General features: G+C 57.0%; 12 protein-coding genes. 9 read left to right on the top strand and 3 right to left on the bottom strand.

Going from position 1 to position 13040, the window contains the following annotated elements:
- The first annotated feature begins 48 nt into the window (after positions 1–48).
- Positions 49–1269 (top strand): glycosyltransferase family protein, encoded by a 1221-nt coding sequence (locus ABD890_RS14945; protein WP_345091108.1) that lies wholly within the window; start codon positions 49–51, stop codon positions 1267–1269.
- A gap of 82 nt (positions 1270–1351) precedes the next feature.
- On the opposite strand, the gene ABD890_RS14940 is transcribed toward ABD890_RS14945, so the two are convergent.
- On the bottom strand, positions 1352–1981 hold the full coding sequence (locus ABD890_RS14940; RefSeq protein WP_345091105.1) for a 3-keto-disaccharide hydrolase: 630 nt from the start codon (positions 1979–1981) through the stop codon (positions 1352–1354).
- Positions 1982–2286: 305 nt separating this feature from the next.
- On the opposite strand from ABD890_RS14940, the gene ABD890_RS14935 reads away from it, so the two are divergent.
- On the top strand, positions 2287–3051 hold the full coding sequence (locus ABD890_RS14935) for a hypothetical protein (RefSeq protein WP_345091103.1): 765 nt from the start codon (positions 2287–2289) through the stop codon (positions 3049–3051).
- 29 nt (positions 3052–3080) lie between these two features.
- On the opposite strand, the gene ABD890_RS14930 is transcribed toward ABD890_RS14935, so the two are convergent.
- Positions 3081–4022 (bottom strand): ZIP family metal transporter, encoded by a 942-nt coding sequence (locus ABD890_RS14930; RefSeq protein WP_345091100.1) that lies wholly within the window; start codon positions 4020–4022, stop codon positions 3081–3083.
- 190 nt (positions 4023–4212) lie between these two features.
- On the opposite strand from ABD890_RS14930, the gene ABD890_RS14925 reads away from it, so the two are divergent.
- Positions 4213–6420, top strand: coding sequence for a heavy metal translocating P-type ATPase (locus ABD890_RS14925; protein ID WP_345091096.1), 2208 nt, complete (start codon positions 4213–4215; stop codon positions 6418–6420).
- Between the two features lie 49 nt (positions 6421–6469).
- Here ABD890_RS14925 and ABD890_RS14920 read toward each other — a convergent pair whose 3' ends face one another.
- Positions 6470–6952, bottom strand: a complete 483-nt coding sequence (locus ABD890_RS14920) for a hypothetical protein (RefSeq protein WP_345091093.1) — start codon at positions 6950–6952, stop codon at positions 6470–6472.
- A 196-nt stretch (positions 6953–7148) separates the two neighbouring features.
- Between ABD890_RS14920 and ABD890_RS14915 the strand changes: the two genes are divergently transcribed.
- From ABD890_RS14915 to ABD890_RS14890, 6 genes are all read left to right on the top strand, one after another.
- Positions 7149–7511 (top strand): PadR family transcriptional regulator, encoded by a 363-nt coding sequence (locus ABD890_RS14915; RefSeq protein ID WP_345091090.1) that lies wholly within the window; start codon positions 7149–7151, stop codon positions 7509–7511.
- Positions 7489–8241, top strand: coding sequence for a DUF1700 domain-containing protein (locus tag ABD890_RS14910; protein WP_345091087.1), 753 nt, complete (start codon positions 7489–7491; stop codon positions 8239–8241). Before ABD890_RS14915 ends, ABD890_RS14910 begins: the two co-directional genes overlap by 23 nt.
- 151 nt (positions 8242–8392) lie before the next feature.
- Complete coding sequence (locus tag ABD890_RS14905; protein WP_345091085.1) at positions 8393–9580, top strand: phosphoglycerate kinase; 1188 nt, start codon at positions 8393–8395, stop codon at positions 9578–9580.
- A gap of 80 nt (positions 9581–9660) precedes the next feature.
- Positions 9661–10218 (top strand): DinB family protein, encoded by a 558-nt coding sequence (locus ABD890_RS14900; protein WP_345091081.1) that lies wholly within the window; start codon positions 9661–9663, stop codon positions 10216–10218.
- Between the two features lie 33 nt (positions 10219–10251).
- On the top strand, positions 10252–10665 hold the full coding sequence (locus ABD890_RS14895; protein ID WP_345091078.1) for a fluoride efflux transporter FluC: 414 nt from the start codon (positions 10252–10254) through the stop codon (positions 10663–10665).
- 202 nt (positions 10666–10867) lie between these two features.
- Positions 10868–12988, top strand: coding sequence for a DUF1559 family PulG-like putative transporter (locus tag ABD890_RS14890; RefSeq protein ID WP_345091074.1), 2121 nt, complete (start codon positions 10868–10870; stop codon positions 12986–12988).
- The last annotated feature ends 52 nt before the right edge of the window (positions 12989–13040 follow it).

Raw genomic sequence — 13040 nt, 5'->3', positions numbered from 1 at the left:
TTCAACAGCCCATCCCACACCCCAGTTCCCGGCGAGGAGTAACCCCACTTGTCCGACTTTATCCAACAAGGCCCAATCTCTACACTGCACGATTTCGGCACGGTCGATTCGGCACAGCTGGAACAAACGCTGGTCGATGCTACGAGCGAATACCCGATGGGTTTGATCTTGCCGGTCACGGCCAGCGACATGCGAGCCCCGGCCTTCTCGACCATTATGAAGGAACTGGAAGGCACGTCGTTTCTGAAGACGATTGTGATCGTGTTGAACCGGGCAGAGTCTGTGGACGATTATCGCGAGTGCCGCCATTTAACAGCCGGCCTGGGCAACATGGCCCGCGTGCTGTGGACCGATGGTCCGCGAGGAATTGCCGCTTTCCAACAACTGACCGATGCAGGCTTCAACGTCTCCGTTCCCGGCAAGGGACGAGCCGTGTGGACCGCGTTTGGCTACTTGCTGGCCGATCCTGACATCAAAGCGATGGCGCTGCACGACTGCGACATCGTCAACTACCACCGCGACATGCTGATGCGGCTTTGCTTGCCGATGGCCCACCCCGGGTTCGACTTCGATTTCTGCAAAGCGTACTACGCGCGAGTCACCGACCGAATGCATGGCCGTGTGGTTCGCTTGCTGATGACACCGCTGCTGCGATCGCTGATCGGCGTCATCGGTAACGACGACTTCCTGGTTTTCCTCGACAGCTTTCGCTATCCCCTCTCAGGCGAGTTTGCCATCACCTCGACGCTGGTGCGTGCCAATCGCATTCCCAGTGACTGGGGCCTGGAAGTGGGCACCTTGGCCGAAGTGTTCCGCAATACAAGCCCCAAGCGTATTTGCCAGATCGACCTAGGACATCCGTACGAACACAAGCATCAGCCGGTCTCGCTGGAAGATGCTCAGAGCGGGCTGATGAAGATGACCTCCGACATTCTGCACAGCATCTATCGCACGCTGTCGAGTCGCGGGATCGTATTCAGCATGGGGATGTTCAATACCCTGGAATCGGCTTACCTGCGCTACGCCCAGGACGCCATCCGCCAGTATCACGCCGACGCGGTAATCAATGGCCTCTCGTTCGATCGTCACAGCGAAGAACAATCGGTGGAGGGCTTCGCCCGGCTGATCACGCAGTGCGGTCAAGAATTCTTCGAGAACCCAGTGTCTGCCCACGAGATGCCGACCTGGACGCGTGTTCGAAGTGCGTTGCCTGACTTCCCAAGCACGCTACGCCGCATGGTTGAAGGTGACATGATGGAATACACCTAGTCACCGCTTACGACTTCAAGAAATAGAAATGGCCGCGAACTTGTTCGCGGCCATTTTTGTTGATCGGCGGAACGCGGATGCGTTAGTCGTCCAGACGACGGACTTCGATGTCCTTGAACCAGACCGTGCTGCCTGGATCGTGAGCCTGCAGGGCGAAGGTGCCCTCGTCGAGGACGCGGGTGAAGTCATTGCCTGGCTTGGCACCTTCTGGTTCGGTGTAGTCCGTGGTGACTTCGCCGTTGATCTTGATGACGACATGCTTGCCGTCCACCTTGATGTAGTAGTCGAACCATTCGCCATCCTTCGCTGGCGAGTTGTTCATGACGTCCTTCACCGAGTAGAGACCACCGGTCTTCTTAGGATCGCCGTGGGTGTTGTTGACCTGGGCTTCGAAGCCATACTTTGGCCAACCCTTGTCCTGGAACTTGGTGTGGAAGTAGATACCGCCGTTGCTGGTCTTGTCGGTCTTGACCTTTGCCTTGAACTCGAAGTTCTTGAAAGGCTTATCTTCGCCCACGTAGAACAGGTGGCTGCGATCGCCCTTGGCAACAAAAGCGCCGTCTTCCACTGCCCACGATTGTGGGTTTTCGCTGATCTTCCAACCGTCGAATGTCTTGCCGTCCATCAACGACTTCCATTCGCCTTCAGCGGCGGTTGCGACAGCGGTCAGCAACAAACAAAAAGCGGCACCAGCGGCCAAACGTTTCAACATGAGTTTTCCTTTACGAAGTGCGAATGTCTTCTTGTACCGGGGATGGTTCACGTCGGCATTCAGGGAATGTGTACCTATGCCCTGGGGCTGGCACGACGCGATATTCAAGAACTGATTTTGGTTGAAACGCCGAGCGATGACAAGATTCCCAAACAATCCTGGGCGGTTTTTATGGATTCGTGGCGATATTCCTGTATTTTTTGATGTCTGTAACGAATCCCATTCGGGAACCAATCTCAATTGCCCCAACATTCCACACCCCACATTTGGAGCAGTCGGCTATGGCCACCCCCTCGATTTTGCCTATGAGTTGGGAAGTCCCTGAGGTTTTCCTGCAACGACTTGGCGACGGTCCTGGTCGCCAGCGCGTGATGGAGGCTAATGGGCACCTGCTGCTGGTCATGCACCGGCCACCGAAGCTGGGCGAACACGTTCGTGCCGGTCGTTACTTCTGGAGGTCGCCGGAAGGGAAATGGATCAGCAGCGATCTTGGCCAAGGACCGTCCGCCATGCTCAAGCATCTGGACGAATACGCTGTCGCGATCGAGAAGTTGGAGAAAGCAGAGAACGACGCCCAGTCGAGCGAAGAATACTTCCGCGTCATCAGCGAGTTGGCTCCCTTGCTGCGAGCCACTAGAAACCTGCACGAGACGCTCCAGAAGGCTCGCGAACTGTCCGGCAACGATCGCCTGATGATCAACTATCGCGACCGCAGTTACGAGCTCGAACGTTCCGCCGAACTGCTCTACAACGAGTCAAAGAATGAACTCGATTTCCTGATTGCCCAGCGCAGCGAACAACAAGCTGCCAGTTCGCACCGCATGTCGGTCTCAGCACATCGCCTCAACATCCTGGCGGCGTTGTTCTTTCCGATCGTCACCTTGGCCACCGTATTCGGTTCGTCGCTCCGCCACGGTTTCGAGACCGCCAACGCACCTTATCCATTTTTGGCGATGCTGGTTGTCGGCTTCCTGCTTGGCTTGTTTCTGAACTGGTTCATCAATGTGCCGATCGAACCGAAGCCTCGCAAACGCCCCGGCATCGATGCCCGCGTACCACGCTCGCCGTAGAACTGTCGTGAGAATTTGCCGCGTGAAGATCACTCAGGCTGAGAGACTTCTGTCGCCTCTGGTTTGGCGGGCTGATCATGATTATGCAGTCCGCCTGGTTCGGCGAAACCAATCAGATATGCGACCCCAACGCCCAGCAGCATCACTAGCGAAAGCTTCACTTTGTCGTGCGAGTGGAACTGCACTTCCGGCAAGATGTCTGCCAGCGAGATACAAAGGAACACGCCAGCCGAGAAGCAAAGTGCCATGCCGACCATAAACTGCTTCGAGGTATCGAGCCCGTTGTAGCCGGTATAAAACAGCAGCACACCGAGCGGACACATCAGCGCGTAGCCAAGGTTGACGATGTTGATCGTTTGGATCGGCCACTTGCTTTGTCGCATGACGAACGTGATCGACAATGCATCGAGCGGCTTGTGCAGAAAGATCCCCAGGAAGACCCCCAGTCCCATGATTCCGACCGCGTTCGGATCGTGATGAGCAGCCGCCGAAACACCAGCCGCTAAAGCCACGCCATCGAGCAGCGTGTGTAGCGAAAGCCCGAGAAAGACCCCGAGCCATCGCATTCGCGACTCGGCCGGGTCCTGCGAATGCTCATGCCCATGATGGTGATGACCATGATCGTGATCGCAGTGCAGATGGCCGCCATGCTCATGGTCGCCAGCCGCGGTGCCAGGATAATCGTTCTCGACCGGAGCGTGTTCATGAAAATGAAACAGACGCATCAAGAAGAAGGTGGTTAGCAGGCCCAGCAGCAGACCACCCATCGCCCAGTCGATCGAACCGCAATCGCTGATGCCGTGCGGCAGCATATGCAGGATGCCAACTCCCAGCATTAAGCCCCCAACCGCACTCATCATCATCTGCATCCGGGTATGCGTCAGACGCATGACGACCGGCAACCAACCTCCCAGCAGCGAGGCGGCGATGATCAGCAGGCAGTAAATGGCAATCAGCGCCAGGGGAAACATGACCTACGATTCCACAGTTGGAAGAACCTGATTCCCCTAGCCGATTTCGGCACAATCCAGGGAAACATTTCAGCTTAGACGCGCATTCCCCCCATGCCAAGTGGATGCGGGGCTTTGACCTGCTGGTCTGGAACGCTACGATTCAAAGACCACAACCTCTCATAAATCCATATTACGACAGTAGTTCCGGATGCCTAATCCAGCCCCAGAAAAGACGCTCGAATCGTCCTCGCAGGTAAGCCTGAAAGTGACAGAACTCGATTGCGCGGAAGAAGCTCGGATCCTGAAAGAGGGGCTCGCCAGCAAGCCTGGCATCGAAAAACTCGATTTCGATGTCATGCGCGGGCGGATGGATATCTACTACGACTCCGATCATTGGAATATTCAGCAACTGATCGACGAGGTCGGCACCCTCGGGATGACCGCTCAGCGTTTTCAGGAAACAAAAGCAAAAACCGACGAAGCCACGCCCTCTTCGGCCGGGCGAGATCGCGAACGAGCTTTGATCCGCTGCGGTGCGTTTTTGCTGGTCGCCGTCGCGGTCCAAGCCTGGGACATGGGTTCGATCTGGGCTCTGTTCAGCATCGAAGAATCGGCTCACTCAGTCTCGGTCGTCGCCAGTTTCCTCTACCTGATTTCGATCGGGCTGGGACTTCGTTGGATCTTCCCAAAGGCACTCAAATCGGTCTGGCGATTCACCGCCGATATGAATGTGCTGATGTGCGTGGCGGTTGCCGGGGCCGTGATCCTGGGCGAACTGTTTGAAGGCGCGATGGTCGTCTTCTTATTCACCCTCTCGGAAGTGCTCGAACAACAAAGCGTGAGCCGTGCGCGGCGCTCGATCCAGGCCTTGATGACGCTGGCCCCGGACATCGCTCGCGTGAAAAGTTGCTGCGAGATTCGAGAGATCCCGACCGACGACGTTCAGGATGGCCAGATTTGTATCGTTCGACCTGGCGAACGGATTCCGCTTGATGGCACGATCACCGAAGGCTTGTCCGCCGTCGATCAGGCACCGATCACTGGCGAGTCGGTTCCCGTCGAGAAACAACCGGGCGATCCGGTCTACGCCGGAACGATCAACGGCAGCGGCAGCCTCGAGTTCCGTGTCGAAGGAACGTCCGGCTCGACCTTGCTCACGCGTATTGTGCGCTTGATCGATCAAGCGTATCAGCGCCGTGCACCAAGCGAACAATGGGTCGACAAGTTCGCTCGTTATTACACCCCCACCATGATGCTTCTGGCGGTTGCCATGATGGTGATCCCCCCCACCTTCCTCGGCTGGACCGTCGAAAACGCAACGACCTGGTTCTACAACGGACTGGTGCTGCTGGTGATTGCCTGCCCATGTGCACTGGTGATCTCGACTCCGGTCAGCATCGTATCGGGCCTGACCGCAGCCGCTCGAAACGGTGTGCTGGTCAAAGGTGGTCTTTCGCTGGAAACCTTGGCGAAGGTCAAAGCGATCGTCCTCGACAAGACGGGAACGCTCACTACCGGCATGCCATCGGTCACTTCGATTCGCACGTTCAACGACATGGGATCGGCTGAAGCCAACGCGATCGCTGCATCGCTTCAGCAGCACAGTACTCACCCAATCGCCAAAGCGATTTTGAAGTTCGCCCAAGATCAGGGAGCCACCTCCGCCGACGCAAACCAGGTGGAAGAGATCCCTGGGCGTGGTATCCGAGGCGAGGTGAACGGTCGCTCGATCTGGCTCGGCAGCATGCGACTGGCGGAAGAACAATCCGTCGATGCGGCACTGCTGCAAGAGGCCACGCCACCGCCAGGCACCATTATCGTGCTGCTAGGAAGTGAAAGCCAGCTTCTCGCTGCCTTCTATTTACAAGATCAATTACGAGAGACCGCTACGGCTGCGGTGGCTGCGCTGCATCGGCTAGGCGTTACTCAAATCGAATTGATTTCCGGCGATCGCAACGATGTGGTTCGCAGCGTTGCCGAAACGGTCGGCGTCGATGCCTGGCTTGGCGAACAACTCCCTGAGCAAAAAATCGAAGCGATCGGCAGGCTGCATCACGAGCACGGTCTAGTCGCCATGGTCGGGGATGGCATCAACGATGGCCCGGCACTTGCCGCGGCGGATGTCGGCATTGCCATGGGTGCGATGGGAAGTGACACGGCAATTGAAACGGCCGACGTCGCCTTGATGTCGGACGAAATCGAAAAGCTTCCCTGGCTGATCCATCACGGCCGACGAACGTTGTCGCTGATTCGCCAGAACATCTTCGCCGCGTTGGCGATCAAGGCGGTCTTCGTATTACTGACGATGATTGGCTATTCCAATCTGTGGCTGGCGATCCTGGCTGATACCGGCGTTTCATTGGCGGTGATTGCCAACAGCCTACGTCTGCTGCGGATCGATTCCAAGCACGAGTGAAAGCGTGCCCTCACGCTTTCACTCGCGTGGATGTCCACCACTGACTTTGTTACCGCTGGCGACGGAAACGGGTCACTTGAAACGGCGTCGCTTGCCAGCTATCTCCGGAAACCAACAGCGTGTCGCCGTCGTCGGCCATGTCGGCCTGCCAGATATGCGTCTTGGCTTTGCCAGCGATGGCCACTTCCCATTGGCCTTGGGAATTCTGACTGGCGAGCCACTTCGGGTCTTCGGCTTCGACTTGGATTGAATCGGAGCCCGTCACCTCGATTGCCGCGTCGCCGTTTGCTCTGAACTCGACGCTCATCTGGCATTTGCTGATCTGCCAACGCACGTACGGCACCAGCATCAATCGCATCGGCAATGACATCCCATCTCGCTTCAGCACTTCGTCGACACGATCGTAGCTCGTCTCCATCTGCCCGACCCATTTCCCTTCCAAAGGAATGCCGTTTGGCCCCTCCGCCTGAAGTGAACTCGCCAACATCAGGGTCGCTGCGACAACGCCGCAGCACAACATCGTTCGAATCATTTTGGATCTCCCTATCACAAAACTGGTTGGAATCACCGTGACACCAACACTCGATTGCTCTACGCAGGACGATACCTATTGGTTCAAGGTATGGCAATGTGAAACCGCTCGATTTGCGTTTTGATTGACATACCTTGATGTTCTAGGTATCATCCCGTGATTGGAACATCTCTTGCCTGAGATCGTGTCGTCACGGATGGCCCCGAAAAGTAGCAATCCCGATTTCCTCAATGGCGTGCCAGAGCTTCTTTTGCTGCGTCTGCTGGCTCGTCGTCCGATGTATGGATACGAGCTGGTTCAAGCGATCCGCCTGGCCAGTGATGGCGAATTGGAGTTCGGCGAGGGATGCATCTATCCGATTCTGCATCGTCTGGAACGCGACAAGAAGCTCGCCTCGAAGCGAGAAACGGTCGGCGGACGCAGCCGCGTCGTCTATCGGGTTACCCCGGCAGGTCGTAAGAAACTAGAGCAACAACAATCGCTCTGGGAACAGACAATGCTCGCCATTGAAAAAGTTCTTCACGGAGAGGATGACCGTGGAAACGCTTCCATTTCTTGATTCGCTTCGCTCACGTCTGATCGATCAAGGTTTGCCTCGCAACTATGTCGATCGCACCGTGCTCGAACTGGAAGACCATTTCGAGGACCTGCTCCGCTTCAGCAGCCAATCGCCGGTGCAATTGGCCCGGTGCCTCGATCGCTTCGGCACGATCGATCAACTGACGCAGCGGCTGATTGCCGAGTATCGCCAGCAAAGCTTCGCAGGTCGGCACCCAAGGTTGATCTTCGGCCTGCTGCCGATTCCGTTGAGCTTTCTCGGAGCAGCTCTGTTTTACCTCGTTAGCGTGGCGATCATTCCGCATGCGTTCCTTTGGCTGACGCGAAATGGCTGGCTGATTCCTCATACGCCAGAAGCCCAACAGCTGGGCAATCTTTCTGCCGGGCTGCTCAACACGGTCGGCGAAGTGGTCGTCCCGATAGCGTGTGCTTTGCTATTATTTCGCCTCGCGTATCAAGGTGGTTGGATGAAAGGCTGGATTTGGCTTTCTTCCGGCTTGGTGGCGGCGTTCTGCCTGGCCAGCACGATCACCTTGCGGATTCAAAGCGTCCAGTCCGAACTGGGCCGGAACATGCAGCTCAGCCTGCAGATGAGTACTCCGCAGTCCCTTTCCGATTTCGCGATCCAGGCTTTGCAAGCGACATTGCCGATGCTGGTCGCCCTGGTTTGCCTTGGCCTGAATCACTGGCCACGCATGCCCCATTCCGCCGGAACGATCGACGCCGATTAGCCTCTAGGGAACCGTTTTCCCCGTTTGGGGCCCTCTGCGGTGTCGCTGGCCCCGTCCGATTGCGGCACCTTTTGCGATGCCCGCCAGGACGTTACATTGTCGGTTTCAAACGAAAACGAAAAGAAAACCTTTCTTGGAGCTTGAATCCAAAATGGCAAAGCTATCGATCGCCGACGTCGACGTCAGTGGAAAAAAAGTCTTGATGCGGGTCGACTTCAATGTCCCCCTCGATGACAGCGGCAAGATCACCGACGATCGTCGTATCGAAATGGCCCTTCCTTCGATCAAGTCGGTTGTCGACCGTGGTGGCCAACTGATCCTGATGAGCCACCTTGGCCGTCCTGAACCAGGCGCCGACAACTCGGCTTACAGCCTGAAGCCAGCCGCCGCTCGCCTGGGCGAACTGTTGAGCAAGGAAGTTGCTTTCGCCAGCGACACGGTCGGCGAAGATGCCGCCGCCAAGGTTGCCGCCCTGAGCGATGGTGGCGTGGTCGTGCTGGAAAACCTGCGATTTGAAAAGGGCGAAAAGAAGGGCGACGCCGAATTCGCTGGCAAGCTGGCCGCCTTCGCCGACATCTACTGCAACGATGCCTTCGGTACCTGCCATCGTACCGATGCTTCGATGGTTGCCGTTCCAGAAGCGATGGGAAGCAAGCCAAAGGTTGTCGGCTTCCTGGTCGAAAAAGAGATCACGTACTTGTCCGATGCCATCGGCAACCCAAAGCGTCCATTCGTCGCGATCCTGGGCGGTGCCAAGGTTTCCGACAAGATCATGGTCATCAAGAATCTGCTGGGTATCTGCGACAAGGTGCTCATCGGTGGCGCCATGGCCTATACCTTCTCGCTCGCTCAAGGCGGCAAGGTTGGCAAGAGCCTGGTCGAAAAGGACAAGGTTGAACTGGCCAAGGAACTGATCGCCCAAGGTGGTGACAAGTTGGTTTTGCCCGTCGACACCCACTGCGGCGACGACTTTAGCGGAAGCTGCAACAAGCAGGTCGTTAAGGCTGGCGAAATTCCAGACGAATTTGAAGGCCTCGATGTCGGTCCAGAAACCGCCAAGCTGTATGCCGACCTGGTGAAGGATGCCAAGACGGTTGTCTGGAACGGTCCAATGGGCGTGTTCGAGATGCCTCCATTCGACGCCGGAACCAAGGCAGTCGCTGACGCAATCGCCGAATCGGATGCCATCAGCATCATCGGTGGCGGTGACAGTGCCGCTGCAATTGGCCAGTTCGGTCTGGATGACAAGGTCACCCACGTTTCGACCGGTGGTGGTGCCAGCCTCTCGATGCTCGAAGGCCAGGCCTTCAAGGCTGTCGATATCCTCGACGACAAGTAGTCGCCATCACTTCGGTGATCGAATACCATGGAAGCGGTCCTGAATAGCAGGGCCGCTTTTTTTATGAGAAAGTCGATCGAATGAACGCAACCACGCCCATCGTTCGTCTGCACGAACATCGCATGTGGGTCAACGAAAACCTTCGCCAGGCTTGCCATTCGCTGACGCCAGAGCAGTTCCATCAGCAGCACGCCATCGGGCAAGGTACGCTCTGGAAAACGCTCTGCCACATGTATGCCGCCGAATATGTTTGGCTGGAAGCATTGCAAGGCAAAGTCGAAACGCTTTGCCCCGGCGATGTCCCTGGTAAGCTGCCTGGCAATCAGGAAGGGGAGGGTGCCGTCACCACTTCGGCCGAACTGTTCGCCCGCTGGAAACGGCTCGATCAACTTTGGAACGCTTACCTAACAACGCTCACGCCAGAGCTGCTTTCAGTGACGATCTACAAAAAGAGCACCAGTAGTTTCCAAGGTCAGGCGATTGGCGCTTCCGCGATGGATGTCCTTTTGCACGTCGCGACGCACGCCCATTACACCACCGCCCAGGCCATCAACATGCTACGCCATGTCGGTGTTGAAACGCTGCCGCAGTCGATGCTAATCACCCTGGCACGCACCCAGTCGCTGGAACAATCGTAACCGCCAGAAAGCAACTGGCAGAGGATCACCGTCATGGCCAAGGCTTACCTGATATTGACCATCGCTCTGTTTGGAGCCCTCGGCGCACTCGGCCGGGTCTATCTCGGGACGTTCATTCAAGGCCTGGTGCCGGTATACGATTCGATCCGCTTCCCCGTCGGCACGCTACTGGTGAATGTACTGGGCTGTCTGATCTTCGGTTACCTTGGCTTCCTTGGGCATCATCACGATATCCTCCCTCCGTTCTGGCGAACGGCTCTTTTGTCGGGCTTCCTTGGCTCGTTCACGACCTTCTCGACGTTCAGTTTCGAGACCATTCTTTTGTACGAAGACGCGCCGTACGGCAAGCTCTACCTGGCGGCCGCCAACATCTTGCTGAATGTGACGCTAGGGCTCGGCGCGATTCTTTTAGGTCTGCAAATCGGCCGGTTAACGACCGGTAACTAGCTAAGCATTTACGCTGCGCAAGTTCTATGTTGCGAGGGCGTGAAGAATGCGCTAATTGCACCTCAGTTCGGATTGGCAAAATCGGAACTTGCTTACAATGCAGCGCTTGGCATGAAATCCGGCCCACGATCTGGTCGGAATGAAAATCTGAAACCGTGTTGATGCGCGCTGGTCGTAATCAACCTGAACCCCATGGTTAGCGATGACTTGCGGCTTCCTGAATTGGGCAACTTCTCAGCGTCTCGTTTCGGTACCTCTGGCCATTCTCCTGCTGATCTCGGTCAGTGGTTGTGGTGGCTGTGGCGGAAGCTCGCCGAGTGATAAGCTCGCGCGATTCAACTTTACCCGCGCCCCTGATGCGGACGAACAAGCAGCGAAAGCAAAGCCTGCCGCGGAAGCCAAACCCGCCGCACATGCTGCTCAGCCGGAGAAGCCTGCGGAAACACCTCCGCCGAAACCAGCCGAAGAAGCGAAGCCTCAGCCTGCGGCTACCCCGGAACCTGCTCCGGCTGCCGAGCCAGCGGCAAGCACGCCAGCCCCCAAACCCGAACCAGCCGCGCAGCCTGCCGCTGCCCCTGCGACGCCACCAGCCCCAGCCACGACCGTGGCAGCAACCGAACCTGGAATCGCAGGCGCACAAAAACGCCAGGCGGTGATCGAAGCCATGAAGCTGATGCCAGTCGGCGGCAGCGACCGGGCAGCGACCAAAGCACGTAGCCACGGCCTGATGGCACTCGTCGGCCAGGCCTTAGCCCAGCAGATCGCGGAAACGAAAAGCATTCCAGCCACGGCTCCTGTCGATGCGACCGGTAAGCAGTTCTTAAGCTGGCGAGTTCACCTTCTGCCTTACCTCGGCTACGAAGAACTCTACAAGAAGTTTCAACTCAACGAGCCTTGGGACAGCCCGACCAATATCAAGCTGAGCACCGAGATCCCGTTCGTTTATGCGACGCCAGGCCACCAGGACGACCGAACGAACCTGGTACTGCTGACCGGCCCAACCTGCGCCGCGAACGATCGCCGGGCAACTCCAATCAGTGCATTAACCTCTCGTAGCCTCTACAACAGCGTGGTAATGGTCGAACTCGCCGATCCGCAAGCTCGTCCCGTGTGGACCAAGCCGGAAGATCTGGCCTTCGATCCATCGAGCCCTTCTAAAGGCTTGACCGGTTGGCCTGACAAGAAGTTCCTGGCGGTCACCGCCGATGGCGAAGTGCATGATGTCCCGGTCACCAACCAGGATCACCTCAACCGCTTATTCGTCGTGAGCAATCCGATCGACCTTAGCGAGATCGCCTCGGCACCGACGCTGCCAGGCAGCATGGCTTCGCCCGGCACAAATACCTCGTTGACGTCGACGCAGCCGATGGCAGGCCCGGTCAGTCGCAACGACTTTGATCCATCCAAGATGCCGATGCCACCGACCGCGGAAATCGATGCGGCTGCGATCGAACTGCGACGCCTCTTTCAGAACGAAGTTCGCGAAGCAGACCAGGACCATAAGAAAGCCGAAATCGCCAGCAAGCTGCTGAAGCATGCCGAGTACCTGCAGAACGATCCCGTCAAACAGTGTGCCGCCCTGCAGATTGCTTATCGCTTCGCGATTCTGGCCAAGAGCCCCGTCCTGGTGAAAGATGCCTTCGAGCAGCTACAACGAAAGTACCAGGTCGACTCGTTCAGCTCCGATATGTTCATCGTTCGATTCGGATCCGAAAACATTCAGCGGATCCCGGCACATCGCTTGCCAGAGTTCCGTTCGATTGCCCGCACGATCTTGAACCGCGCGGTGGCGGACAACAACTTTCCAGCGATCGACGAACTGATTCGTATCGGAACTTTCTATGCGGCCAGCCAGAACGACCAACGCACGATGTCGGAACTGGAACGCATCAAGTCACGGAACAACGCCGCCAAGAAGGATTACGAAGCAATCCAGGCCCGCTTCCTTTCGCTGGAAGTTCCTTCGCTCGACGAACAAGGCAACCAGATGGTTGGCAAGTTCTGGTGCATCCATCGCGACAATTGGGAAAAGGGATTCGAGTTTCTCCTGCGAAGCAACGACGATCGCCTGCAGTATCTGGCCGAGACGGAACTAACTAGTCCGGCCGATCCTCGTATCCAGTTCAAGATTGCCGAAGGGTGGTGGGAAATTGGAATCGCCAGCCCACCTGGAGCCGAGCGGAACCGCTTCCTGGGACGAGCCGCCCAGTGGTATAAGAAATCGGATCAGAACATGACCGACTCCCTCGAAAAGGTGACCGCTCAACAGCAACTCCAGGAATTCACCCGACTGACCGGAGTCCGGGACATTCCTTCGCTGTAGCTTTCGCCTGGCAACGTTTGGCACTTGTCCCGATTATGCAGATCGCATCGTC

Origin of the sequence: Bremerella cremea (assembly GCF_039541315.1) — a bacterium.
Taxonomy (GTDB): Bacteria; Planctomycetota; Planctomycetia; order Pirellulales; family Pirellulaceae; genus Bremerella; species Bremerella cremea.
Note: the sequence above shows the minus strand (reverse complement) of the source record. Positions and strands in the feature narration are given on the sequence as shown.